Raw genomic sequence first — 25,473 nt, 5'->3', positions numbered from 1 at the left:
GGCGATGATCGGAATGACGTATTTAATGAGCGCTATGTGATGTGTTTTAAAAAGTATAAAGTGTAACCAATATCAATTGTATGATAGATATAAAACCGGAATTCCAGATACCAAGGGATATTTTCAACGGTAGAAGTCTCCAGGTAAAAAGGTAGGTCCATCATCCCGGCTTCTTTAATTAATTCCTGCAATAATGCACTGCCTAATCCCTGCCCGGTCACTGAAGGATCCACACCGATAAACCAGAGGTAATAAAATGGCGTTTTAGGATGCTGTTTCTTTATTAAACCCTCCCGCCTAAGCACCTTGGGCAAATTAAAAACGCCTATTACTTTTAACATAAGTTTTACATCCCAGTAAATCCCTTTTAAGGAGGTTTTCTTCTTATCGGGAAACAGCACCAGTGCACATGCATTTTTATCTTCGGACAAAACATTCTACCATATGCGTTGCACATGAAATAGGCATACTCCATCAATAACTTTATTCTCGATAAACGCTTTTTATCCTGCTTGACAATATAGTTTACAGTTCTATTGTCTTCAAAAGCTGTTGCTAAAATTTCAGTTATCCGAATTCGATCCTTATTATTGGCCTCTATATCTTAATTCAATAAAACACCCAAGATACATATTATACCAATTTGGTTGTTCGTACTTCTTATTCACGAGAATCCTTTTCATGGTAGTGCGCGCCGAAGGTGAATATGTGTGTAAAGGTCGTTGTAGCCAGACTGGTTGTCGGATCATCAGGGGGATCATTCTGATAAGTATTTTTTATTTCAAAGACCACTTCTGGCTCAATAACCANCTTTTTTTTGTTTTGAGTTTTCATAACTTTTTTTTGAAAAATTAGGGTAAAGGGCGAACCCAACGAATTTTATTATACCACTATGCCTCTTTTTTATATAAAAACCATAAATTGTAGCTATCAACCCTATTATGAAATTAACAGTACGTCTGAAGGTAATCGGCAGGCATATTGCTTTTGTTGCTGCCTATTTTTTGTATGAGATTGGAATGCTCTACGCCTACACCGGCGAAGGGATCTATTTCTGGGATGTCTTCTGGCATTTACTGGTTAACCTATGTCTCTTTTATTTCACTGCTCACTACCTGCTTGAATATGCCAGTTCTTTTGCGACAGCTCCTCAGCGTCTAGGTTTAGGAATAATACTCTTAGCATTGGAGTTCTCCGCCTTTCTGCTGCTGAAATATCTGCTTGCACAAGCTTATATCTTTTTTGAGGTACGCACCACCAATCCTTATGTAGGATTCAACAATTTTCTGCGCGACACCTTTTGGAGATTCATAACCGTAAATGGGTTGAGCTTCACTTACTGGTTCTTCATGGCCTCCAGCAGAAAGCAGCGACAAGTTGCCTTACTTGAACAAGCAAGGCTAAAGGATTTGGCCGATCAGGAAATCGTAAAACGGGAATTTGTCACTGTAGAGAATGCTTTTTTGAAGTCACAGATCAACTCCCATTTCCTGTTCAACACCTTAAGTTATCTTTACAGCGCTGTCCTTCATACCAATAAAGATGCCGGAGAGACCATTCTTCGCCTTTCCGACATCATGCGGTATAGTTTAAGCACCCCCTCGGGGGGAAAAGTAAAACTGAAAGAGGAAATCCAGCATATCAGCGATATTTTTGAGATCAGTACTTTAAAATCCGCCGGACGCTTACATATAGATTATAGGGTTACCGGAGCTCCTGGTGAGCTCGAAATCATTCCTTTGGTGCTGGTTACCTTAGCAGAAAACGTGCTAAAATATGCTGATTTAAAAGTCGAGGCAAGCCCTGCACAATTTCACTGTAACATCGAAGGTTCAATGTTGACCATACAAATCTTAAACAATAAGCGTAAATTCGTTTCGCCTATAGGTCATGGAATTGGCCTTAAAAACACCGAAAAGAGACTCACTAGGGCATATCCTAATAAATACGAACTTCACATCTTAAATTCAAAATTATCTTACCAGCTCACCCTTACCATTCAATTATCATGATGCAGTATAAAGCAATAATTGTAGATGACGAAACGCATGCACTGGCTACATTGGGCTCCTATATCGAAAAAACACCAAATCTTATTCTCTACAAGGCCTATGAAAATCCATTGGACGCTCTGCCTATTCTTTCCGGCAACCAGCCTCCAGATATTGCCTTCCTGGACATCGATATGCCTGAACTTTCTGGACTAGCGTTAGCAGATCTTGCAAATGGCGATGTTCAGGTCGTATTCACTTCAGCACATGAGCAATACGCTCTTGAAGCGTTTGGCGTTCATGCCTCGGGCTATTTGCTCAAGCCTTTTTCTTTTGAGAAGTTTTTAAGCACGGTGCAAAAAGTATGTAAACGGATCGTTAAGGAGGAAATTTCAGTATCTGATAAGCCAGCTTTTTTCAAGGTGAATGTAAAAGGAAAATTTATCAGAATCATGATCGATCAGATTACTTTTATTGAAGCCATGCTGAACTACGTGAAAATCCATACTACCGGAAGTGAGACGCCTAAGGTCATCTATCTTTCCTTAAAAGAGGCCGAAACAAAACTAAGAGGTACCCATTTGATCAGGGTAAGCCGGTCTTTTATCATCAATACGATTTTCCTGGAAACCGTTGATGGCAACAGTCTGACCATGAGCAATGGTCAAAAAATTGGACTAGGTCCGGCATATAAAACCAGCTTTTATACTTATCTAAAATCCAATACCATAGGTGGCAACTAGAATCTATTAAACCTAAATCGTATTGACAAGACTTTGTTTTCCCCTACCCGCTAGCGAGCGGTAATATTTGGTCAGGAAATAATATAGGTTTGTTTCAAACTCAGATGAACCCGTCGTGTTCAACCTATTTAAATGCATATGAATCAAATCCGACACCAACTGATCGTAACGGTCTTTTGAAACGAGCTGCCGGATGTCCTTTACTGCTTTACACTTTTCAGCCAATTCTTGAATTGTTTGAGCAATAAGATTGCCATAATAACTTACAGGTTCGCTAGCCGCACACTCCAATTGACGTTTATGGTGGCGATAATACTTATCCAGCTTTACCCGTTTTGACGCTGATTTTGGCGCTATCAGATCTCCATTCTTCGCAAACTGAAGCCTTTCATTTAAGGCAGGAAACAGCACGGACAGAATCTCAGCAACAGAGCTGATCGCAAAACAGATTTGTTCGTCAAGTGTCTTCTGAGTTTTATAAAAATTGACAACAGCCTCACTGCTCCGTTCAAATATCTTCTCGACATTTTCCATTCCCGATAAACCATAGCGTTTAAGTTCAGGCTGATAAGTTGCAATTGTGAAATCAGTAACCAAGCCGTTTTTTAGATGCGGTTTGACCAGGCGTTTGATCTCAGCTATAATCTGGACGGCATGATGGGCAGGCGCTTTCATCCTAAGCCGAAGGTGGTGATTAGGATCAGCATAACGAACAAAAAACCAGCAATTGATTCGTCCTGCTTTTCGAAACCGCAGCAAAATCTTATATAAAGAATCGTCCGCCAAAAACCAGTTTACCGTCTCTGGATGCGCGTATATTTTAAAGTATAACCACTCCTCACCCGGCAAGAATAGGGATTTAACATTTCTCACTACATCTACCTGTCTGAAAATCTGCTCCTGATAGCAAGGTTCCTTGTTGATCAGGAAGGCCACATACTGACCGAGATAAACATTCCCCTTAACGTCGTAAATCTTGCAACTATCCCCTGGCATAAAAAATTCCTTGAGGATAATCCGTGATTGATTTTTTATGATTTTTAAAAAGTACCTGATCGATTCTTCACAATTAAGGTCAAACACCAACTGACGGTCATAGTTTGATAAGGCAAACCATCTGACCAGGTGGGTGGAAGAAGCCATCTTATAAAAGTTAGCCACACCATGCGCCGAATCTTGAAAATTGCTTATCACTTGTTTATCCCATATCCATTTTGCCGCAGATAAAATGATATTTTTATACATTACCCGGGGATAATACTTTAGACCAGGCAAATAAAATTCAGGGTCAAATGAAAAGTCAAACTTCAGGCGTTGGTATTGTAAGTCTCCAAGAAACCTTAACAAAGGCAGGTTACTAAGGTTGTAATTATATGCGCTCGCCAGTCTTGGAATAACAATTTTATTCAATCGTTTAGAACGCATGATCACTTGCCCGGCCGCTACGCTAATATGCAGGTCATTCAATGAAATGATCTGCTCTTTTGGTAAATCAGAATGTACCAGAACCGGAATTTCAAAATCCCGGAGGTGCGCCCTGCTGCTGATGTTATCTGAAATGGAATCATCCATAGCGGCTATCTCTGCGAACACGACCTCAGCATTTTTTGCTTGTTCCATTGCAGTGATCGTTCTAAGCTCATCCTGAATTTGCTGATGATGAGAAAACCTGCCCGCGATGCTCACGGCACTACTGCCTCCTGCATTTTCAATAAACACATAAGACCCGGCTTGCCGGAACATAACCCATAATGAGGGAGGAAAGTGTTTTACGCTGTCGGGAATGGGCAATCGCTCAATGTCATTTGCTGAAAGGGAGATAGCCCCCTTCTTATCAGCATCAGACATCTTCTGTAAAAGCAACGCACTTACCGCAGTCCAGTTCTTTTTAAAATTTCCCTGACTTTTATCATCTGAAGGGCGTGTTAAGTTACCTTCTTCCATGGCCGATTTCTCCGTTCCCAGGTAACTTATTCCGTATTGAGGATCTAAGGCCAATAGCAATGGGATCTCTGCAGTTTCAAATTTTTTCATAAATTTTTTAGCAAAATCTGACAAGGCACCCTCCTGATCAAGCGCTAATCTATCGAGAACCGCTAATCCTTCCAGGATGTCATCATGAAGACTGGCGGAAAGGCTCCCCTGTTGTTTATGAAAAGCAATTGAATAGGATTTCTGATTGTTGGCACTTGGATCAACTGTTTGTAAAAAACTTCCGGTAATATGTGGTAATGCAGAATGATATAACACTTGCGCCTTGACTAATGTTGTGATTAAAGCTGGACCGTCTTCCTGTTGAAGGTCTTCGGTCAGGAAATTAAGCACTGCCTTATAATTGCTTGGTTGCTCAAGGAATTTTAATAGTTTTGCAAGTAGCCTTGATTTATAAACCTTCATGAGCTTAAAGGTGGATCTCTCCTCCCCAGAGCTGCACTGACGAAACAAATAACGGAATTGACTTCCAAGTTTATAAATGGATGGGTTTACATAGATGAGTGTTTCCTCAGTCCAGGCAACCATAGGATCTGCTCCTCCAAAATTAGGAAAAGTGATCAAAAGTTGCTCTGTGTCACGCAGCATAGGTTTGTTGTGCACTTCCCAGTTTAACAGCGATACAGACGCAAATGCACCAAATGGCGTTGCCCTATAGGACATCCTGTTATAATATTTATATGCAGCCAGACGATGTTCAATAGCCAATAATTCATAGGCAAACCCATGTTTCTTCAACGCGATGTACAAGTCAGGACTGGCCATGAACAATGCCTGCTGAAAATCTTTGTCCAGGAGTACCCTTGAAAGGTTATTAGGACTGAAATTAGAAAATGGCTTTGCGGGCGTTCTGATCAGCAATTTAGGGTAAAAAGAATATTTCATTTGACACATCATACATCCAAGATGTCGAATAAAATCATCAAAATAAAATCACAAAATACTGAAATACAGATATTTAAAAACATTAATAGTCAAAAAAGACAACCTTATCCCTATCAAGTAATCGCTTCATATAAATTTCGGACCAATCGATATAATAATTAAAACGTGGCAAAAACAAGGTCATAATATTCTTTTCTATTAGCTCAGTTTTACAATCGATTTATTTGAATTAAATCGTTCAACTGCTCAGAAAATTTCAAATTGACGAGTTGAATCCCGGGGCTTTGTTTTGCACTAGGCCTGCTATGAAGACGAACGAACTTGGAGATACTAATTTTAGGATCAATGCCCTGCTCAGTTTCACAGTTTGCTGGTATGCTTTTAAATACAGTGACATGTGGGAAGGCTAATTTCCACGGAGATCTCTCCATTTTGAAAAGGAAGGTCTGTTTCCAGACACTCCCTGAAAGCCGTAAATATTGGTTCAACGCCGCCCGAGATCCATTAATTTTCGATCGGATCAGCCTGATGAACTACCTTACCTTTGAGACCTTAACATCATCTAATATCACCGTTGACGTGCCTGTATTTAGAAACCTCACTTTTACAGTCTTCATATGATTCAGGTATTCCGATCCTGTTTTAAACTTTAATGTTTTAACACTAAAGTTATTGGCACCACTGACTTCAAACTTACTGCCTTTATCAAGCGCTCCGGACACTTGTGTAACGTTTTGTACGGTTGCCTCAAGATGGCTTTTTCCCTTCATCCAAAGCTCCAGCTGATAGGCTGTACTATGATTGAGGTATACATATTGTTCTATGTACTGACCCGGCTTTAAAAGCAGCGCATGATCTCCATTTCGCTTCACACCTGAAGTCAATTCACCTGTTCCTTCCCAGGGCGACAAATTCTTATTTGCATCAAACCCTGGGTTTGGCAATTCATTTCCTTTCAATAAAGGCCATTGGTATCCCCGGATGTAATCCACTTCCATATCAACTGATCCCCCTGCACCATAACTTCCCAAAAAGACATTCATAAAATGGTTGGGCGAATAAATCTGGTTTTTATTGTCGTAAGCTTTAATCAGCTTACCATTAATGTAATGCTTAATGCTCGATGGCGTCCATAGGAGACCATGTGTTACCCATTGGTCAACATGGGTAAAGCCTTCGGCAATATCTGTAGCGAGGTTATGCTGAAAAGCCCCATGCTTATCTACATGTCCATGCAATACAAATTGGGCATCTAGGTTCTCAAACACATCAATTTCAAAAACCTGCCCTGCAGGTCTGATGCCTGAGATGCCATCCAATATGGTCCCCTGCTGAAGATAATATTTCAGATCAGGGCCAGGTGAATCAAACCAAAAGGCTGTATTTACCCCTTGCGGTTTACCCGAGCTGCTCCTTTTCACACGTACCTCAAAATAACCACCTCTGCTGTTGTCCAGGTAGTTCTCATTTTTCCGCCAATCGTATGTCTGAATGGAAGAGATTTTCCTTCCGCTCGCCGGATAAAAACTTTTAGCCGGCACAACGTCATTGGTAAACAAATGAATGCTCCTGCCATCAAAACTCATTCCAGGCTGAGGCAGACTATCCTGAAGCATTAACGATAGATTGTCTTTTTTGAGAAAATCAATGTTGGAATAATAGTTTGTTGACCACTTATTCCTATTCAACAAATCATCATTGAACTCATCATTCCACAAAATCTCCATCCCGTCAGGAACAGCACTGGAGCTGGCTATGTCCAGGTTCCGGAGTTCATCCTTATCCAATCGCCATTGTTTCGTTGTCGTTACTTTAGCATTAACTGGTTTACTGGAACCCGTTTTATTGTAAGCTTCCAGCYANASATMRKACTGGGTTTCTTCCTTCACATCCTGTATGTAATAGCGCTGCAGGTTGGCTCCTATCGTTGCCCCTGGCAGTGCCGGTTTTCGGTTTTGCTCAGACCAATAAATCTTAAAACCCAGCTGATCAGCAGCCCCATCTGTCCATTCCAAGCGGATCCAGCTCCTGGTTCCCAGGGTTTTTAAATTTGAAGGAACTGCAGGGGTCTGTGCAACAGCCCCTGCAGTGATAAAAAGTAAAAAGAATAGAATCCTCATCCTTTGCTTAATTGTATCCACTATTCTGTTTAATCACTCCATTACTCTGGTTTACTACAGCCCTTGGCAAAGGATACAATACCCTGAACGGTTCTGCTGTCGCAGAACCATCGGCCGCCGCACGTTGTATATAGAGGTTCCACCTGATCAGGTCATCCCGTCTCCAGCCTTCGGCCCAGAGCTCGAACAAACGTTCGTCCTGAATCTTACTGAGGAATTGCGCCTTCGACAAACCAGAGGTCAGGTTAGTCAATCCGGCTCTGTTTCTAACCGCATTGATATCACTATACGCTTCATCATTGGGCCCTCCATTGGCTTCATTAATACTTTCAGCCAGCATCAACAGCACGTCGGCGTATCTGTAAACTGGAAAATCAACACCACTATTCTGTGCATTTGCCTTCGAAGGATCTGGTGCAAACTTCATGGGAACTGCGCCAAGATCACCAGCTGCTCTTGCATCTTTATAGATCACATTACCAGCCGCATCTTTTCCGATCGGATATTTACTCAGCAGCACTTTAAGTCTTTTATCTGTCTGATCGAATTTATCGTAGCTTTTCCAGGGCATTTTATAACCACCCCAGGCTGTCAGGTTAATCCCGGAAGGATCTTTATAATCAGCTSRCRRYGCNTSYKCAAGCCACATATTGGTATATTGGTCTCCGCCCGTTGGGGTACACACAATTGCTAAGATGATCTCTGTTGAGGCCCCTCCTTTATTGGCAATACTAAAAATATCCTCGTAATTCGCCTGCAGTGAATAACCCATCGTTTTGATCTGCATACCTGTTGATACTGCTTTCGGCCAGTTTTTCTCATGCATGTATAATTTCATCAAGCCAGTTAACACTGCAGCTTTTGAAAAACGTCCATAGTCACTTCCCGTAAATTTGTCCGGTAATACGGCCGCCGCATCCGAATAATCCTTTTCAATCTGCACAACCACCTCACTGCTGGATGGTCTGGGAACAAAAGGAGCATTCGGGTCAGCCGCAACCTTAGGATCGGTTACAATAGTAACCGGGCCATAGGCGAAATAAAGCAGTTGTGCATAATGTGCCCGCAGTGCTTTCAATTCTCCCACATAACGCTTCTTTAGGGTTTCATCCATCGACAGGGTCTGGATGTCATCTATGGTAATGGTTATTCTTGAAATATAAGGTAGGTAGCGACCGTAATTGTGTGTGATCCAATCGAAATCCGGATTATAGTTCAAATTACGAAGATTTGCCCAGTTACCGCCCCATGCACAAACGCCCTCATCTGTTGACATCATTGCCTGCGTGCGCCAGGCATAAGTTCCTGCCGTCCAGCCGCCCTGCCAGTCGCTCCCGCCAGCCATGCCGGTATAGGCCGCGCTGGTCGCCGCACCAGCACCTTCCGGTGTTTTAACTATGGTAGACAAATCTCCATAACTCACATAATCAAGCCCTTTTTCGCAAGCTCCAAAAAAAAGGACGCAGCTGAAAGCACAGACAGCAAGCAATAATTTCGGTAGTTTTTTATATTGATAAATTTTCATGACTTTTTCTTTAATGATTAAAATGACGCATTGATACCAAAAACATAGCTTTTTACCAACGGATAAAAATTATCTGTATTCAGCTCCGGATCAAGTCCGGGATAATTGGTAATGGTAAAAGGATTCTGAACATCAAAAGAGAGCCTGATCTTAGAGAACACATGCTGTTTTGCCATTAATCGCTCAGGGAGTGAATAACCAAGTGTGATGTTCCTGCAGCGCAAAAAGGTAGCATTTACCAGCCAGTAATCCGACGCATCCTGGTATCCGCTATAGGTTGCATCATATAATGAAGTCGGAAAATTCCCTGAAGGATTCTGGAAGCTCCAGCGGGTAGCCGAAACAGGCATGGCATTAAAACCGAAAGAATCGGTTGTTTTTTCCGTAGCTCTGCCGTTTAGATAGGGTGACCATTTCTTTTGTTTGATACCCGACATAAATATGTTCAGGTCAAAACTCTTGTAACTGAACCTGTTCCCTATTCCAAAATTAAATTCCGGATCCCTGTTTCCAATGTACTGCAAATCCGCAGCAGTAATTTTCCCGTCCGGACCTACCAGGTTACTTGAAGCATCGTAACCGTGAATATCCCTGATGATCACGCCCCCGGGAAGCATCCCAGGCATTTGCGAAGGGGCACTACCAAAATGTCCGGTAAACAGACCGGCAGACTGATATCCCTTGAAAGGCAGAAACAGTGCACCTTTACCAGATACAGGCTCATATTTTTCAAGAACCTTTAAGGCCTGATCTGAGCGTTTCACCCAATAATTCAGGTAATGAGAGAACGTGAGGTTCGTTGACCAGGTAAATCCATCTCCAGATGAGGATACGATATTTTTGATCTGCAGACCTATATCATATCCCCTTGACCTTGTTTTACCGGCATTACCGTAAACGCCCTCGATGATAAAACCTGAAGGATAAGGAATAAATGAAATCAGGTTCCTGATGGTTTTGTTAAAATAATCAAAAGAGCCCGAAATCCTGTCATTGAACAAGCCATAATCCAATCCGATATTAAATTCCCCGGCAGTCTCCCAGGTGAGATTGGGGTTCGCCGCACGCGAAAGCACCAGACCAGCGCTGACTGTGTTTGATCCAAAGTAAGCACTTTGCGAGGTTCCGTATTGTGCAAAGGCAGCCCCCTCAAAAGCACTGTTACCTGTTTCTCCGTAACCCACCCTAAGCTTAAGGAAAGAAATCGGTTTGATGGACTTGACAAAAGCCTCATCAGACAATACCCAACCGGCCGAAACGGAAGGAAAATATCCCCATTTTTTATTTTCAGCAAATAAGGAAGATCCGTCACGTCTGATGGAGGCCTGAAGGGTAATATTGCCATTATACGTATAAATTGCCCTGGCAAAATACGATGCCCAGGTAATCTGGCTTTTACTGGATCCCACCGTTGGTTTGTCTGACTGTCCCGAACCCAATGAATAGTACAGGGCCACATCAGAAAGGAAATTCTGGTTCCCTGCATTGAATCCTTCCCAATCGGATCGCTGGTAAGTATAACCCGCAACTGCGTTCAGGTTGTGTTTCTCTGAAAGGTTCTTGTTATAGGACAAAGTATATTCAAATAATTTGGATTGCGTATCTGATTCAGAAATACTTGCCGAACCATTGGCCTGGCTTCCAAACAAAAAGGTTTTGGGGAAATAGGACGATCTTTTAGAGACTGATTGATCAAAGCTGAAATTAGCCTTCGCTTTTAACCCCTCCAGAATGGTCCATTCCCCGTAGGCCGTGCTCAGTAAGCGATTTGCTTTTGTTTTATCGGTTACTGTTGCATAAGACAAGGGATTGGGAATAGTCGGATAATATGGGCTTAATGGATAACCTCCATCAGGACTTCTAAGTGCCACTGATGGCGCCCAATAAATTGCAGCGGTCACAATGCCCCCATTTTCATTGGCTCCACCGGTAATGGTATTATTGGCATCAGAGTTCGAAGCAATAATACTTGCACCAATTTTGATCTTATCAGAGACGATCTGGTCTATATTTAACCTTCCATTGTATCTTTTGTAATCTGTTCCGATAATCACACCTTTTTGGTCAAAGTAATTACCTGAAGCAAAATAAGAGGTTTTGCCATTACCGCCCGAAAGTGAAAGGTTATGTTGCTGGGTATATCCGTTGCGAGTGATCGCATCGGTGGCCGCCTGGTTAGCCGCTTCAGCCCCATTGATCTGGGTTTGGGTAAACACAGGTACATAGGGATCTACCGAACCGGCATCAACGGTGCCGTAATAAGGTGCGATTTTATTGTCTCTGTACCATCTTTCCTCGCGAAGCAGGTTGCGCTGGATCATATAATCCTTTGCACCGAAAACAGGGTACATTTTATCAGCGCGCTGGCTTCCGTAAGAGCCGGTATATTCAATCGTGGATTTGCCTTCTGCACCTCTTTTGGTGGTGATCAGGACTACCCCCGCACCGGCCCTGGCGCCATAAATAGAGGCCGCGCTCGCGTCCTTTAAGAATTGTATGGACTCGATATCATTTGGATTGATAAAGTTAAGCGGAGATTTATCCACTCCCCCAGACGCATATCTTGATCCGCCTACAGTTCCTCCCAAAGCAGGCTGTCCGGCTGCATCATTTACCGTCACACCGTCGATCACATATAAAACACCTGCATCGGCAAAAGAAGGATTACTCCTGATCTGTACTTTAACACCTGCCCCTGGCTGCCCGGTCGATTGAATGACCTGAACTCCTGAAGCCTTCCCCTGCAGCGTTTGCTGGAAACTAGAGGCCACACTTGAATTGAGGTCCTTTCCCTTAACCTGCACAATCGCGCCGGTCAAATTTCTTTGTTTTACGGCACCATAACCAATCACCACAACTTCTCCAAGTGCGTTATTGGTTTGTTCCATGATCACCTCAATGGTCGATTGTCCATCGTAAACAAGCTCCTTTGTCTGAAAACCTACATAGCTCATCACCAGAACATCTCCTTTGACCAGACTTAACTGAAACCTACCATCCGCATCGGTAACCGTACCCCTCTGGGTATTCTTGATCTTTACGCTCACTCCCGGAATGACTACACCAATCTGATCGGTAATTCTGCCGCCCACATCCACGGATTTAAATACAGGTGCCAATGCGGAGATCAGGGCTCTTGGTTTCATTTTGATCACCACTACCCGGTCTTTCAGTTCATATCCTAGGGGCTGACCTACAAATATGGCCTTAAGCGCTTCTTCAACCGAGACGCCATTCAATTGAATGTCGACGGGTTTTGCCGACTTCAGGTTATCCTTGATATAGAAAAAATCATAATTGCTTTGCTGGCGGATCTTTTCGATCACCTTTTTCAAAGAAGCATTTTTTTCCGACAATGTAATTCTCTGGGCACGGCCAGAAGCACTGACCTGCATGAGCATTACAAATAATAAAAACGTGGTGATTCGCATAACGAATAAAATTTTCGACAGCAGGCCAGGCATGGGCCTTGCCATCTTGTGAAAAGCATTTAAATTCATACTTTTGTTCTGTTTGGGTTTAACACTAGATTCTAATCAATTTTTCCAGGATGAAAATCCGGATAAGGGTGACCCTGACAATTGGCGTGGAAGTGCTCTAACACTTTCACGTTTTGTTTTTACGGGGGCCCTTCTGCATTTGGTTAATGCGGATGTCGTAGTTTTCTTTTCATGTTTTATTTGGTTAATGGTTAGGTTATTAGCGGAAATATGCCTTGCCTGGCCTAAGTCCTATATTTTACTGACGTATATTTTCCGGCCTTCAATTCTAAACTTGACCAGGCCGGTACTTTGCATGATATCCAATATTTTCGAGACATTCTGGAACCGGGACATGGTACCTTCCATCGTACTGAGCGGGATCTCTCCTTCATAAATTACCTGTACATCATACCATCTGGCAACCTTCCGCATGATCTGATATACATTTTCATTGTTAAATTCAAAATTGCCTTTCTTCCAGGCAATGGCCTCATTCACATCCACTACGCTTACCGTTGCAGGACTGGCTTTGCGAATGGCGGACTGTTGTCCTGGCACAAGCCTGATGTCTTTTTGTCCTTCCAGGTGCACTAGAACAGCTCCTTCCAGCAAGGTCGTTTTTATCGCATCTTCATCGCTGTATGTATTCACGTTGAAATGAGTTCCCAATACTTCAACCTCTTGCTGTGGTGTTTTTACAATAAATGGATGCGTTTTATCCTTGGCTACTTCAAGATAGGCCTCGCCGTTCAGCTCCACCTTTCTGCTGGCCAAACCTGAAAAGCTCGCCGGAAATTTGAGGCTCGAAGCTGCATTGAGCCAAACCTTTGTGCCATCAGGCAATACGATCTGGTACTGCCCACCTCTTGGCGTTTCAATGGTATTGAATACAGGGTTTTTACCCGCATTATCCACATCATCTACACTGTAAACCAATTGTCCGTCTGCTGTCTTTTTAATGCTGATACCAGCCTGACTGGCCAGTTCTCCATCCTTGGCATCTGTAATGCTGATCTTTTTCCCATTGCCCAGTGTGAGAACAGCCTTGTTCGCACCTGGAGACACATCCTGCATTTTAACTACAGGAGTAGTTATAGTTAACTGCTCAGGGCGGAAAAAATAATAGCCCAGTCCTGCCATCAGAAGAATTGCAGCGGCGGAACCCACGCGTTTCCACAATTGATATTCAGGCTTTTGGTATTTTAAAGGAAGGCCGGCGGCGATATACTCCAAGTTATGGTTCAGGTCATCATCGCTGATCTCATGCGGACTGTTGTCCGCCTGCTGAAGATACCAGCTTTCGAGTATTGCCTTTTCCCGGTCATCCAGTAATCCGTTCTTATATTTTTCCAACAGCTCGGTGATTTGCTTTTCTTCCATAATCAGCAAGAGGCTGTTTACCCCTTTATAACCTTAAGACGGGGAACCACCTGAAAGGTATTAGAAGAAAAATAAAAAAATTATAAAAAAGGGAAAAGTGAGAGGTAAGAATTGATCTTTAGCTTGAGAATTTTTACTGCATTATAGGCTTGCTGCTTTACTGTTTTATCAGAAATATTCAGTTGTCTGCCAATCTCTTTATAAGACAGTTCCCCCTGACGGCTCAATTCGAAGACTTTTCTCATCTTTGGGGGAAGAGCAGCAATTTCCTTTTCGATAATCCTGGACAGTTCATTTCCACGAACCTGCTCATCGGTAATGTAATCGCCCTGCTCGACAAAAACTTTGATGGAATTCAGATATTTAGAAGCTACTTTCTGATGGCTGATCAGGTCAAATATCCTATTGCGCACTGCGCTGTAGAGATACGAAGACAATGAAGTTCTGAAACTAAGTTCAGCCTTCTTTTGCCAAAGGGTCAAAAAAAGATCCTGAATGATGTCATTAGCCTCTTCCTGATCATTGAGCAAACGAAATGCATGTTTGTAAAGCAAGCCTTTATATCTCTCAAATATTTCGGTATAAGCATACTGATTTCCTTCCTTCAGCAGGTTAGCTAGCTCAGAATCATTAAATTCGCTATAATCAGTCATGAATTGGTCCCTGCCTATAAAGTTATTGAAATATTCAGGCAATTATATAGAACTAAATGAAATATATCAAAAACCAGATGGTTTTGTCTCTCATTTCTTCAGCTAGCCATCGGAAGTCAACAAAATAACCCTAAGATTTATACCCCATATACTTGTTGAAATATTAGCTGTGTCCCCTCTTTCAAAACCAGCGTCAGCCCTTTATCGCTTGATTGCGGCAACAAGTTCCCTGTAATGCCTAGGTAATAAATGACGGGTAATTTATAGACTTGAATATCAACAGATACAGGGATACGGCTTTTCTTATGTATCCCTAGTACTTCTCTAGCCTGCCCGCCTTTGTTTCATCAGCCCGTTGCAAGACCAATGATCTTGCAGCAGGGACGAAAAACAGAAACTAAAAATCATAGACATGTTAAACCTCGTTACCTGGACACAGTACCTTAGCGGACTCCTTATTCTGACACTTGTTTACTATACCTGGATAGCCATCCGGTTTTATCCGCAAGCGTTCAGGGTGCTGCTCAGCGGCAAAAAAAACATCCCTTTCCAACCATCTGAGCCTGCTACAGGTGAGCAACAACTGCCGACTAGTCAAATCATCCCTGATCAACCAATTACCCCAACTCAAAACAGCGAGGAAACTTTTGACAGGATCGAAAGCCTGATTGCCGGACTTAAATCACAGATCCACCGGAAGGGAGCAGGATCCATGGAAACTAGCTTAACAGAAAAACTCAGAAAGGTGATCCGTGCCAAGCGCATTCACAAAAAAACAGGAAAAGAGGGCAGCGTGATGGCCGCCATTTCTGCACCCTGTACAGTTAAGTACCGGGCGACAGAAATCCATTCCATGAACAAGAAAAAATGATATGAAAACAATACCCAAACCACACAAACCCCTGAACTTAAAGAAATACGGGGTAATACTCCTACTATGTGTAATCCAACTGTACAGTAGCGCCCAGGATGGTCAATTGCAGCAGCATTTTCTGGCCGCCAATCCCCGATTTAAAAGTGTTGATGTATACGATATGAACCAGAATAAACTGTACCTCAACCAGCAACAGGGGAAAGAACAAATAGATTCTCAGGCAACATCCCTGGAAAACAAGACACCCAGACCGAGGGTAAAAAAGTCCGGTCCCACCATGTCTTAGCAAACAAGAATTCCAAACTGCTGACGCCAACGCTGGCGTCAGCAAATCAAAATATCCAAGAAAGAATGGAAGCAACAGCTATTTTAAAACAATTCATGGAAAAAATTGAACACGATCCACGGATCAGGGCCACACATATTGCCGTTTACATGGCGCTTTACCAGCAATGGGTTTTAGGCAATAAACCTGTGTTCATCGGGATAAAAAGCAAGCAGCTCATGCCGCAGGCAAAAGTATCCAGCAGTGCAACCTGGCGTAATGCCATCCGGGCCCTGGATGAATATGGGTATATCCGCTACCAGCCCAACTTCAATAGAATGAGTTGCAGCAAAGTAATGATACTGGATTTCTCCTCCGCACCTAGCTTAAGAAACATCTAGCGCAATTGTCTTCAGGCCGGAAATGAGCCAGGCTGCTGTAACGGCCTTTGCAGCCGGGCGATGTCATCTTAAAAAAGATATTAAAATGGTTTATTCAGACAGCGCCCATGTATTATTGTTTCCGGTCCAGGACATCTTTGATTTTATTGGCATGTTCCATCAGCTCGGTAAGATAAGCCCAGTTCTCCTTTTCAATGCAGGACTTGAATTTCCTGAGCTGGGTAATGTGCTCATTTAACACATCCAATACGTTTTCCTTGTTTTGTTTAAATATGGGCATCCACATTGCAGGGCTACTTTTTGCCAGCCTTACTGTACTTTCGAAACCCGCACTGGCCAGTTCAAATATGGCATTTTCTTCTTTCTCTTTTTCCAGCACGGTATTGGCCAAGGCAAAGGAAGTAATATGGGAAATATGGCTGACATAGGCCACATGTACGTCATGATCCTTCCCGCCCATGTATACATTGTACATGCCAAGTAATTTATACAAGCGTTCTACTGTTTCAAGAGCATCCTTATCACTTTCCCCTGCATTACAGATCACATTGGCCCGGCCGTCGAACGCATCCAATGTTGCCGCTTCCGGTCCGCTGAATTCTGTTCCCCACATGGGGTGCGTGGCGATATACCTTCCCCTGTTAGCATGCCCCTTTACTGCCTCCAGAAGAGAGGTTTTAGTGGAACCGGTATCCAGTACAACCTGATGTTTTACCTGATCTAATATATGAGGTAATAATACTGCACAAACGCTTACCGGAGCACTAAGTATAATCAGGTCACTGTTTGCTATTGCGCTGTCCAGGTCAGCTACTTCATCCACAATTCCAAGCTCCAGTGCCTTCTGTGTATGTGCCTGCTGATTATCCACTCCTATCACTTTTGAAGCGAAGCCTCTGTGCTTTAACACCATGGCCATGGAACCGCCGATAAGTCCAAGACCTACAACTGCTATTTTCATCTGTTTAGGTATTTTCTTTTTATTGTGAGTATATGCGTTATTTATATGAGTTACTGATCCGGCTTATGGCCTGCTCAAACCTGGAAAGATCGCCGCAAAGACTAATCCGGATGTATCGATTTCCCTGACTGCCAAATATACCTCCCGGTGTCAGAAAAACATTTGCTCCGTAAAGGATTTCATCGCTAAGCGCATAAGCATCCTGGTAATGATCAGGTATTTTTGCCCAAACAAATAAACCAACCTGTTTAAGCTCATAGCTGCAGCCCAGAATATCAAGTATACGATATACTTTATCTCTCCTTTCCGAATAGATGCTATTGATGGAACTGTACCATTCAGCGCCCAGACTTAATGCCTTTGCTGCTGCCATTTGTAGCGGCTGGAACATTCCGCTATCCATATTACTCTTAAACCTCAATACCTCTTCAATCCGCTCTTTTGATCCGCAAAGCATACCGATGCGCCAACCAGCCATATTATGCGATTTACTCAAGGAGTTTAGTTCCAGTACCACTTCTTTAGCGCCAGGCACCTCCAAAAGGCTTACAGGATGATCATTTAGAATGAAGCTATAAGGATTATCATGTACCAGCAAGATTTGATTTTCTTTTGCAAAGCGTATCAGATTTTCAAACATCCCGGCATCTACCTGCTGACCGGTAGGCATGTGCGGGTAATTCACAAACATCAGCTTCACCTTGCTCAAATCCGTAGCTTCCAGCGCCTGGAGATCGGGATACCAGTTTCGTTCTTCTTGTAAGAGGTAAGTTACTGCTTTGCCTCCTGCCAATTTAACGGCACTGGCATAAGTAGGGTAACCGGGATCCGGGATCAATGCTTCTTCGCCTTCATTCAAATAGGTCATACAAATGTGCATGATGCCTTCTTTGGAGCCAATTAGGGGTAATACTTCGGTATCAGGATCAAGCGTTACCCTATACCACTGTTGATACCAATCTGCAAAAGCCTGTCGCAATGCGGGTATGCCTTTGTATCCTTGATAACCATGAACTCCTGGCTTTGCAGCCTCTTCCTGCAATGTCCTGATCACATCCGGATGCGGTGGAAGATCGGGACTCCCGATACCTAAGTTAATGATGTTTTTGCCTTCTTTATTCAGGGATTCAATCTCCCTAAGTTTTTGGGAGAAGTAGTATTCACTAACCCCCTCCATTCTTTTTGCAATCATGATTAAAAATTACTTTTACCCCGAAACAGTGATAACCGAATTAATTCAGACATTAAATGTCTATAGATTCGTTTTGATGTTGATCTGTAAAAAACTGTTTTCTTTCAAGCCATAAAAATAGGTTTTTAATCGAGAAAATTAAGTCATAATTTTTACATAAGAAATTTCATATGAGTAAATTTAGTTGTATAGCTTTATCATAAAATTCAGCGACCCAATATACGGATGAAAATCAATGCAAAGCCCTTATTGATCACGTTAACTTTAGGTATTTTAACTGCAATAGGTTCTATCTCCATTGACATCTATTTACCTGCATTCGGTGTAATGGCCAATTACTTTAAAGTACCGATTGTTCGTATTGAAGGTACAGTAACATTGTTTCTGTTCGGCATGTCCTTTGGCCAATTGTTTATTGGACCCATGTCTGATGTGTGGGGCAGAAAAACCCCTTTAAGAGTGGGGTTAGCGGTGTATGTCCTTTGCAGCATTTGCTGCGTAATTACCAGTTCCTTCCCTGTATTTCTGACGCTAAGGTTTATCCAGGGGCTTGCAGGAAGCGCTTGTCAGGTAATCTGCAGGGCATTGGTAGGCGATATTTATAAGGACAAAAATGCAGCACATGTTTTCACGGTTTTACAGATCATAATGGGTGTTTCGCCAATATTGTCGCCAATAGCCGGAGGGATGTTGGCAGAACCCTCCACCTGGAAGTATTTATTTCTAATTATGGCAGTTGTTTCTGGAGCAGGACTAATAGGTTGTTTAACCATTTTACCCGCAGGAAAACCCCCAGCCAGCGATAAAAAATTCTACTTTCCTGTTATACTCAAAAACTATATCTATTGCGTAAAACATCCTGCTTTTGTTAATTATGCAGTAGTAAGAGCCATTAGCAATAGCGCAGCATTTTCATTTATTACGGCTTCTCCCTTTATATTTACACAGCTTTATGCGCTCAGTAAAAAGCAGTTCGGCTTTGTGTTTTCCGGTTTGGCTATAGGCATAATTGCTGCCGGAATACTCAACACCAAACTGCTGAAATATTTTGAGGTTCAAAAAATCACAAAATCTGCAATGATTTGCCAATTGGTTACAGGCTTAATGATGATAATTGTGTTGTACTTCAACGGATCTTTTTATGTTTTACTGGTGCTGATCTTTATATTTTTATCTATGCTTGGCCTGATTCTACCCAATACTACTTCTTTATACATTGGAGCCATTCCATCATTTAGCGGATCGGCTTCGGCACTGGTAGGAGCCGTAAGTTATCTCTCTGCTTTTTTAATTACATCGATATTAAGTGTACTTTACAATGGTACAGCCTACCCCATGATCTTAATGATGTATTTCTGTGCTGTTGTGGCTTATTTATGTCTACGGCACAAGAATTCAGCAACATAGTGACCTTAGGCAGTCCTATATTTTGATGGCGACAATTCAGTATGTTTCCTGAAAAAATTATTGAAATGCGAGGGTTCTTCAAAACCCAGGCAATAGCTGATTTCAGAAATGTTCCAGTCTGTATGTTTCAACAAAGCCTTCGCTTCGCTTGCAATCCTGTTTGCAATATAGTAACTGGTAGTCTTTCCTGTTGTCTCTTTTATAGCCCTGTTAAGATGGTTTACGTGAACAAACAACCGTTCAGCAAAGTCTTTGGCCGACCGCATATTGAACCGTTGTTCAGAGGATACAATTGGAAACTGACGTTCCAGTAGCTCTGAAAATACAGCAGTAATTCTCGCATTGGCATCATTGGTATGGTATAAGTTTTCTGTAGGCTCCAGCTTTAGCGCATAATGGATCATTTCGGTCACATAGTTCAACAACAGGTCCCGTTTGTATTTATAATCAGATTCCATCTCCTTGATTATCTTTTTAAAGATCATCGAAACTTCATCTTTTTGCTGCTCATCAAGAATATAGCATGGTTTTCCCCCAATTGTAAACATTGGAAGGTCATTTAAGCTACCTCTCAATTTTTCGCTATAAAAGGCTTCTTTGAAAATGCAGAAGAAGCCTCTATTTTCTTTCGATGAACATTCCATTTTATAGGGCACCTGCGGGTTGAAAAAGATAAGTGCAGTGCCATCTATCTTTATGGTTTTGTCGGCATAATGGTAAAGGTTGGACCCTGTGATCAGGCTGATCTTGAAAAAATCTCTACGTGCATATTCAACAGTCGAATTTCCCTCCGGGGTGCTGATGTCTTCCAGTACAAAGGCATTAAAATCGCCAATCGCTTTTTGTGCATCGCTGGCAACGCCTGCGAATTTGTGCCTGTAAAAATCTTCCAAAGTTTCTATTTCAGCCATATGTCTTTTATCTGATCAAAAATAAAAATATTCCCGCAATTAATAAGTCTGTTATTCGAAGCCTGTGGCTTTACCGATGTATGCCAATTGTTCCATCTCTTTTTGCACAGATGCTATCTTTGCGTTGGCAAACTCGTATGCATCCTCCCCAAGAAACAAATGAACCGGAGGGTTTTCCATGTCTGCTACACTGATAAAGGCGGTAGCAGCTTTTTTCGGATCACCGGGTTGATTTCCGTTAATATCCTGTTCATGGGCAGCCTGAACTGCTCGTACTTCAGCATACTCTTGCAGTTGATTTGATGGTACATTTAGCGATGAATCACTTAGAAAGTTGGTTCTGAAATATCCGGGCGATACTACCGTTACTTTTACGCCAAAATTTTTCACTTCTTCCCTCAATGATTCTGAGAAACCATGAACTGCAAATTTAGTAGCACAGTAAATCCCAAAACCAGGGAAAGCCCCTGTAAAACCACCAATAGATGCGATGTTAAAAATGTGTCCAGAACCTTGTTTACGCAGATACGGCATTGCCTTTCTAATCACATTTAAAGAACCAAATACGTTGACATCGAAGTTTTGCCTGCTTTCCGCATCGGTCAATTCCTCAAGGGCTCCTGCTAAGCCATAGCCTGCATTATTCACGATAACATCCACCTTTCCGAAGCGTGCAACAACTTGTGCTATTGCAGATGAGACATTTTCCTCATTCCTGATATCAACCGATAAGGGAAGAAAATTATCATTTTCCGTATCTATTGCATTTTTTAAGTCCCCGATACTTCTGGAAGTTGCAGCTACCTTTTGTCCCTGTTCCAATAACTGTATTGCAAGTGCTAATCCTAATCCCTTCGAAGCCCCTGTAATAAACCATACTTTTTGAATTATTTTATCCATGATTATTGCTTTTTAATTTATATAAGCAAAGGTAACCCCTCATAGAGATGCATCGATTGCAGGGAACAAATGAATACTTGCAAAATTCAAACAATCGCCTTGCTACATTCAGTCTATTGAGTTTGCTGGACCACCCTTTATTTTGTAATTGGTATATTTAGCATCAACATCATAGCGGTAATTTTGTGGTAAATAAATCTTATAAATTTTAAGACATGAAAACACGAATTCACATTGACAAAGTAGAGTCAGCAGGATACAGAGCCGTTCTTGGACTGGAAAAATTCATTGAAAGCACACCACTGACAAGAACACATAAGGACCTGATTAAAATTAGATCTTCACAAATAAACGGATGTGCATTTTGTATTGATATGCACACTAAAGATGCCCGTAAAGCTGGCGAAACAGAACAGCGTATTTATGCCCTCAATGCCTGGCGCGACGCTCCATTTTTCTCAGAAGAAGAACGGGCAATACTAGCACTGACCGAGGAAGTTACTTTAATTACCAATCATGTAAAAGATGAAACCTATGAGCAGGCTGCTAAGGTACTGGACGAAACTTATCTGGCACAAGTGATCCTAGCTATTATTACCATTAACGTATGGAACAGAATTGGCATCACAACTAAATTAATACCGGCATAGAATTGATAAAGGAAATATAAAATGAAAGGCCTCTAATTGAGGCCTTTCATTTTATATTTTTTTCCGGATGTTCATCAACACCACAGCAAGCAGGATAAGAACAACACCAATCCACTGAAGCAGGTTAACAGGCTCTTTTAAAAGTATATTTGCTGTAAATATGGCAACAGGAATTTCTATAGATGCAATAATGGCTCCCAGTCCTATTCCTGTAAGCGGCATCCCCCTGGTAAACAGTAAAGGCGGAAGAATTGTCCCAAACAACGAAAGAAGAATGCCCCAGCTGGTAAATATGTCATATGAAAGACCCTTATTCAGCGCAGAATGAAAAATAAGTACGATAACTATCAGTCCGCCAAAGACCAGGTACAGACTTCGTTTTAACGGCGGGAAATGAAGTTCAAGATGGTTTGACGTAAACATTGTTGCTGTATAGCAAAGCGCCGCCAGAAAACCCCAGCCAAACCCCATCCAGTTGATGTTTACAGATTGTTTAAGCAAATTAGTAGCCAATACTGTACCGGCCAGAATGATGAAAACCGACATTATCTTCCGCAGCGCCGGTGTCTTTTTATACAAGATCATCTCCACGACAATCCCCATCCACACCGTCTGCATAAGCAGCACAATTCCAACGCTAACCGGAATGCACTGGACTGCGAGGTAGTAAAACACACTGGTCAACCCCAAAGAGGTACCCGCAACTACCAACTTAAGTATGCTTTTAACCCTTGATGTTCGTGTTGCTAATACCGGTTGTTGTTTCTGGAACAAGATCAAAATAAATAGGCCTCCAAATCCAAGACCGAACTGCGAAAGCGTTACCTCCGCAGTACTGAATCCATCATGATATGCCAGTTTCACAATAACTCCAAGCATGCCATAACTGGCGGCCCCCAGTGCAATAAAAATACTTCCTTTAAGTACATTATTCATCATCTGCACATATTGGTTAAAATAACTTCCTGCTCAATCAGCATTCTTAAATTCTGGTGCGATGCATCAATAGCATCAGAAGATCTTCCGTTAATGGCGACTACATGGATATTGCAAACACCCATAATGTTAAATACGGTCTTTAGATAGGGGCTCTGGAAGTCCATATGTTCATTATATTCTCCTTTCTCATATCCGTCATCACCTCTTGAAAGCAACAGAAATAAGGTTTTGTTCTCCAACAGACCAACATATGGATGCTGCACATTGGCAGGGTTTATCTTAAAAGTTTCATTGACCCTGAGAATCTGGTCGATATAGGCCTTTAGTGCGCTGGGAACCGACCAGTTGTACATCGGTACACCAATCACAATCACATCCGCTTCCCTTAATTCTGAAATATAGCCATCGCTTATTTTTAAGGCCGCTCTATCTTCTTCAGACCTTGCCTGCGCAGGTTTGAAGGCCGCAGCTATCCAATTTTCGGTGACGTGTGGCACATCGGCATTCCCAAGTTCACGGAAGCTGATTTTCGGATTAACATGAATGTCTTTCCAGTGATCGACAAATATTTCAGTAAGTTTTCTGCTTCTGGAGCCAAGCGCTCTTGCGCTCGAATTAATGACTAATACTCGTTTCATTTTTAATAATTTTATTCAAAAGTATAGATGAGTTGGGGTATATTTACATACCAATTATTATAAAAACTACAGCCCAGATGCTACCATACAAATCATTAATTCAGATAGATCGTGATGCGCCTGTAACATTGTACATCCAGGTGTGCAATAGCTTTATCTCACTGATTACCAATGGCAGTCTGCGGCCATCTGACTTACTACCCAGTTCCCGTTTACTTGCAGAACTGATCGGTATCAACAGAAATACAGTAAAACTGGCTTATGAAGAACTGATTAGCCAGGGCTGGGCCGAGGCTATTGAGCGTAAGGGAATATTTGTGCTTTCCAGACTGCCTGTAATCTCCAAAACTAAACTACCTGACCCCAACAAAAACAATAAACCCGAAGAGGCTTTTCTATGGACTAATCGTTTTAAAAATGCAATGCCCAGTCTGAATCTTCAGAAAACTACGCTGGCTATTGATGATGGCTTTCCCGATGTGCGTTTGGCACCCGTAGATTTGCTCATGCGCGAATACCGAAGTCTTTCCAGAAAGTTTTATGGCCGAAACTTTCTGAAATATGGTGGTTCCAAGGGATCAGAACATCTTCGGATTTCTATCAGCAACTATCTTTCCAATACCAGGGGTCTGGATGTTTCTGCTGAAAATATACTCATTACAAAGGGCAGTCAGATGGGGATCTACTTAGCAGCACAACTACTTCTCAACCCCAGTGATCATATCGCAGTCGGCATTTCAAACTATGCCTCCGCAGATGATGCTTTCAGATATGCCGGTGCGAACCTGTTGCGGATTCCCGTTGATGAAAATGGAATGGATGTAGATGATCTGGAAGCTATTTTACAACATCAAAAAATTAAGGCAGTGTATGTAATACCGCATCATCATTGTCCAACCACCGTAACCCTAAGTGTAGAGCGGAGGTTAAAATTATTGAATCTGGCCAAAGAGTATCGCTTTGCCATTCTTGAAGACGACTATGATTTTGATTTTCACTACAACAACAAACCATACCTTCCATTAGCCAGTATTGACCACAATCAAAATGTAATTTACATAGGTTCAATTACAAAAACTTTTGCCCCGGCCTTGCGAATTGGGTTTATGGTAGGCCCATCAGCATTTATTGACGCCGCGTCATCATTAAGAGAACTCATAGACAAACAGGGAGACACCCTTTTAGAAGAGGCCTTTGCAGTGATGTTTGACAATGGTGAGATGGACAGGCACTTTCGAAAAACACTAAAAATCTATAAGCAGCGCAGGAACCTGTTTTGTCAAATCCTCAAATCCGACTTTAATGAGCAGATCACATTCAGTCATCCAGAAGGAGGACTTGCCGTTTGGGCCAATTTCAATGAAAAAGTCGATTTGATAAAAATGTCAGAAGATGCTTCAAAAAAAGGCCTTTATATCGATAACGGCAATTTTTACAAGAACGAATCCTTTTCTACCAATGGTATGAGAATGGGCTTTGCCTCGCTCGAGGAAAACGAAATGGTGGAAGCACTCGGAATTCTTAAAAAGGTAGTCCAATAATGTTTATTGGACTACCTCATTTT

Annotated in this window: 20 protein-coding genes and 1 pseudogene; 8 read left to right on the top strand and 13 right to left on the bottom strand. The window is 42.1% G+C overall.

Going from position 1 to position 25,473, the window contains the following annotated elements:
* Positions 1 to 32 precede the first annotated feature (32 nt).
* Positions 33 to 341, bottom strand: a complete 309-nt coding sequence (locus tag N824_RS05130; protein ID WP_235206992.1) for a GNAT family N-acetyltransferase — start codon at positions 339 to 341, stop codon at positions 33 to 35.
* A gap of 600 nt (positions 342 to 941) precedes the next feature.
* Here N824_RS05130 and N824_RS05120 point away from each other — a divergent pair.
* Positions 942 to 2,012: a sensor histidine kinase gene (locus tag N824_RS05120; protein WP_048904044.1), complete on the top strand. Its 1,071-nt coding sequence runs from the start codon at positions 942 to 944 to the stop codon at positions 2,010 to 2,012.
* On the top strand, positions 2,009 to 2,734 hold the full coding sequence (locus N824_RS05115; protein WP_048904043.1) for a LytTR family DNA-binding domain-containing protein: 726 nt from the start codon (positions 2,009 to 2,011) through the stop codon (positions 2,732 to 2,734). Before N824_RS05120 ends, N824_RS05115 begins: the two co-directional genes overlap by 4 nt.
* A 12-nt stretch (positions 2,735 to 2,746) precedes the next feature.
* Here N824_RS05115 and N824_RS05110 read toward each other — a convergent pair whose 3' ends face one another.
* From N824_RS05110 to N824_RS05080, 6 genes and pseudogenes are all read right to left on the bottom strand, one after another.
* On the bottom strand, positions 2,747 to 5,611 hold the full coding sequence (locus tag N824_RS05110; RefSeq protein ID WP_048904042.1) for a lantibiotic dehydratase: 2,865 nt from the start codon (positions 5,609 to 5,611) through the stop codon (positions 2,747 to 2,749).
* Between the two features lie 533 nt (positions 5,612 to 6,144).
* Positions 6,145 to 7,752: pseudogene (locus N824_RS05100) on the bottom strand (family 16 glycosylhydrolase).
* Entirely contained in the window at positions 7,739 to 9,256 is a 1,518-nt protein-coding gene (locus N824_RS05095) for a RagB/SusD family nutrient uptake outer membrane protein (RefSeq protein WP_084498192.1), read from the bottom strand. The pseudogene N824_RS05100 and the gene N824_RS05095 overlap by 14 nt, the downstream one beginning before the upstream one ends.
* 17 nt (positions 9,257 to 9,273) lie before the next feature.
* Entirely contained in the window at positions 9,274 to 12,687 is a 3,414-nt protein-coding gene (locus tag N824_RS05090) for a TonB-dependent receptor (protein ID WP_161662265.1), read from the bottom strand.
* A 300-nt stretch (positions 12,688 to 12,987) separates the two neighbouring features.
* Complete coding sequence (locus tag N824_RS05085; RefSeq protein ID WP_052334056.1) at positions 12,988 to 14,118, bottom strand: FecR family protein; 1,131 nt, start codon at positions 14,116 to 14,118, stop codon at positions 12,988 to 12,990.
* A gap of 80 nt (positions 14,119 to 14,198) precedes the next feature.
* Complete coding sequence (locus N824_RS05080; RefSeq protein WP_048904038.1) at positions 14,199 to 14,771, bottom strand: RNA polymerase sigma factor; 573 nt, start codon at positions 14,769 to 14,771, stop codon at positions 14,199 to 14,201.
* Between the two features lie 412 nt (positions 14,772 to 15,183).
* On the opposite strand from N824_RS05080, the gene N824_RS05075 reads away from it, so the two are divergent.
* The 3 genes from N824_RS05075 to N824_RS05065 all read left to right on the top strand — a co-directional run bounded on the left by N824_RS05075 (position 15,184) and on the right by N824_RS05065 (position 16,311).
* Complete coding sequence (locus N824_RS05075) at positions 15,184 to 15,642, top strand: hypothetical protein (RefSeq protein WP_048904037.1); 459 nt, start codon at positions 15,184 to 15,186, stop codon at positions 15,640 to 15,642.
* 1 nt (position 15,643) lies between these two features.
* Entirely contained in the window at positions 15,644 to 15,931 is a 288-nt protein-coding gene (locus tag N824_RS05070) for a hypothetical protein (protein WP_048904036.1), read from the top strand.
* A gap of 65 nt (positions 15,932 to 15,996) precedes the next feature.
* Positions 15,997 to 16,311, top strand: coding sequence for a hypothetical protein (locus N824_RS05065; protein ID WP_152541985.1), 315 nt, complete (start codon positions 15,997 to 15,999; stop codon positions 16,309 to 16,311).
* Positions 16,312 to 16,423: 112 nt separating this feature from the next.
* On the opposite strand, the gene N824_RS05060 is transcribed toward N824_RS05065, so the two are convergent.
* Together N824_RS05060 and N824_RS05055 are read right to left on the bottom strand one after the other, a co-directional pair.
* Positions 16,424 to 17,272 (bottom strand): prephenate dehydrogenase, encoded by an 849-nt coding sequence (locus N824_RS05060; RefSeq protein ID WP_048904034.1) that lies wholly within the window; start codon positions 17,270 to 17,272, stop codon positions 16,424 to 16,426.
* 37 nt (positions 17,273 to 17,309) lie between these two features.
* Complete coding sequence (locus N824_RS05055) at positions 17,310 to 18,464, bottom strand: pyridoxal phosphate-dependent aminotransferase (protein ID WP_048904033.1); 1,155 nt, start codon at positions 18,462 to 18,464, stop codon at positions 17,310 to 17,312.
* A gap of 225 nt (positions 18,465 to 18,689) precedes the next feature.
* On the opposite strand from N824_RS05055, the gene N824_RS05050 reads away from it, so the two are divergent.
* Entirely contained in the window at positions 18,690 to 19,871 is a 1,182-nt protein-coding gene (locus tag N824_RS05050; protein WP_048904032.1) for a multidrug effflux MFS transporter, read from the top strand.
* 5 nt (positions 19,872 to 19,876) lie between these two features.
* Here N824_RS05050 and N824_RS05045 read toward each other — a convergent pair whose 3' ends face one another.
* Both N824_RS05045 and N824_RS05040 read right to left on the bottom strand, forming a co-directional pair.
* Positions 19,877 to 20,782 carry an AraC family transcriptional regulator gene (locus tag N824_RS05045; RefSeq protein WP_048904031.1) on the bottom strand — a complete coding sequence of 302 codons (906 nt, stop codon included), beginning with the start codon at positions 20,780 to 20,782 and terminating at the stop codon, positions 19,877 to 19,879.
* Positions 20,783 to 20,833: 51 nt separating this feature from the next.
* Entirely contained in the window at positions 20,834 to 21,682 is an 849-nt protein-coding gene (locus tag N824_RS05040; RefSeq protein ID WP_048904030.1) for an SDR family oxidoreductase, read from the bottom strand.
* 215 nt (positions 21,683 to 21,897) lie between these two features.
* Here N824_RS05040 and N824_RS05035 point away from each other — a divergent pair, with 215 nt between their 5' ends.
* Positions 21,898 to 22,332 carry a carboxymuconolactone decarboxylase family protein gene (locus N824_RS05035; protein ID WP_048904029.1) on the top strand — a complete coding sequence of 145 codons (435 nt, stop codon included), beginning with the start codon at positions 21,898 to 21,900 and terminating at the stop codon, positions 22,330 to 22,332.
* 51 nt (positions 22,333 to 22,383) lie between these two features.
* Here the strand turns inward: N824_RS05035 and N824_RS05030 are convergent, their stop codons facing one another.
* Entirely contained in the window at positions 22,384 to 23,271 is an 888-nt protein-coding gene (locus N824_RS05030; RefSeq protein ID WP_048904028.1) for a DMT family transporter, read from the bottom strand.
* Positions 23,268 to 23,909 carry an FMN-dependent NADH-azoreductase gene (locus N824_RS05025; RefSeq protein ID WP_048904027.1) on the bottom strand — a complete coding sequence of 214 codons (642 nt, stop codon included), beginning with the start codon at positions 23,907 to 23,909 and terminating at the stop codon, positions 23,268 to 23,270. Before N824_RS05025 ends, N824_RS05030 begins: the two co-directional genes overlap by 4 nt.
* Positions 23,910 to 23,986: 77 nt before the next feature.
* Here N824_RS05025 and N824_RS05020 point away from each other — a divergent pair, with 77 nt between their 5' ends.
* On the top strand, positions 23,987 to 25,450 hold the full coding sequence (locus tag N824_RS05020; protein ID WP_048904026.1) for a PLP-dependent aminotransferase family protein: 1,464 nt from the start codon (positions 23,987 to 23,989) through the stop codon (positions 25,448 to 25,450).
* Positions 25,451 to 25,473: the final 23 nt, after the last annotated feature.

Source organism: Pedobacter sp. V48, from assembly GCF_000523515.1.
In the GTDB taxonomy this organism is placed as follows: domain Bacteria; phylum Bacteroidota; class Bacteroidia; order Sphingobacteriales; family Sphingobacteriaceae; genus Pedobacter.
This window is presented reverse-complemented; position numbering and strand designations above follow the sequence as displayed.

Bases quoted from the DNA above. Each gene is read 5' to 3' on its own strand.
- N824_RS05065 (WP_152541985.1), top strand. From the start codon at position 15,997: ATGGAAGCAACAGCTATTTTAAAACAATTCATGGAAAAAATTGAACAC.
- N824_RS05025 (WP_048904027.1), bottom strand. From the start codon at position 23,909: ATGAAACGAGTATTAGTCATTAATTCGAGCGCAAGAGCGCTTGGCTCC.
- N824_RS05020 (WP_048904026.1), top strand. From the start codon at position 23,987: ATGCTACCATACAAATCATTAATTCAGATAGATCGTGATGCGCCTGTA.
- N824_RS05050 (WP_048904032.1), top strand. From the start codon at position 18,690: ATGAAAATCAATGCAAAGCCCTTATTGATCACGTTAACTTTAGGTATT.
- N824_RS05045 (WP_048904031.1), bottom strand. From the start codon at position 20,782: ATGGCTGAAATAGAAACTTTGGAAGATTTTTACAGGCACAAATTCGCA.
- N824_RS05075 (WP_048904037.1), top strand. From the start codon at position 15,184: ATGTTAAACCTCGTTACCTGGACACAGTACCTTAGCGGACTCCTTATT.
- N824_RS05035 (WP_048904029.1), top strand. From the start codon at position 21,898: ATGAAAACACGAATTCACATTGACAAAGTAGAGTCAGCAGGATACAGA.
- N824_RS05070 (WP_048904036.1), top strand. From the start codon at position 15,644: ATGAAAACAATACCCAAACCACACAAACCCCTGAACTTAAAGAAATAC.
- N824_RS05055 (WP_048904033.1), bottom strand. From the start codon at position 18,464: ATGATTGCAAAAAGAATGGAGGGGGTTAGTGAATACTACTTCTCCCAA.
- N824_RS05040 (WP_048904030.1), bottom strand. From the start codon at position 21,682: ATGGATAAAATAATTCAAAAAGTATGGTTTATTACAGGGGCTTCGAAG.
- N824_RS05120 (WP_048904044.1), top strand. From the start codon at position 942: ATGAAATTAACAGTACGTCTGAAGGTAATCGGCAGGCATATTGCTTTT.
- N824_RS05130 (WP_235206992.1), bottom strand. From the start codon at position 341: ATGTTAAAAGTAATAGGCGTTTTTAATTTGCCCAAGGTGCTTAGGCGG.
- N824_RS05060 (WP_048904034.1), bottom strand. From the start codon at position 17,272: ATGAAAATAGCAGTTGTAGGTCTTGGACTTATCGGCGGTTCCATGGCC.
- N824_RS05030 (WP_048904028.1), bottom strand. From the start codon at position 23,271: ATGATGAATAATGTACTTAAAGGAAGTATTTTTATTGCACTGGGGGCC.
- N824_RS05115 (WP_048904043.1), top strand. From the start codon at position 2,009: ATGATGCAGTATAAAGCAATAATTGTAGATGACGAAACGCATGCACTG.
- N824_RS05085 (WP_052334056.1), bottom strand. From the start codon at position 14,118: ATGGAAGAAAAGCAAATCACCGAGCTGTTGGAAAAATATAAGAACGGA.
- N824_RS05090 (WP_161662265.1), bottom strand. From the start codon at position 12,687: ATGCGAATCACCACGTTTTTATTATTTGTAATGCTCATGCAGGTCAGT.
- N824_RS05110 (WP_048904042.1), bottom strand. From the start codon at position 5,611: ATGAAATATTCTTTTTACCCTAAATTGCTGATCAGAACGCCCGCAAAG.
- N824_RS05080 (WP_048904038.1), bottom strand. From the start codon at position 14,771: ATGACTGATTATAGCGAATTTAATGATTCTGAGCTAGCTAACCTGCTG.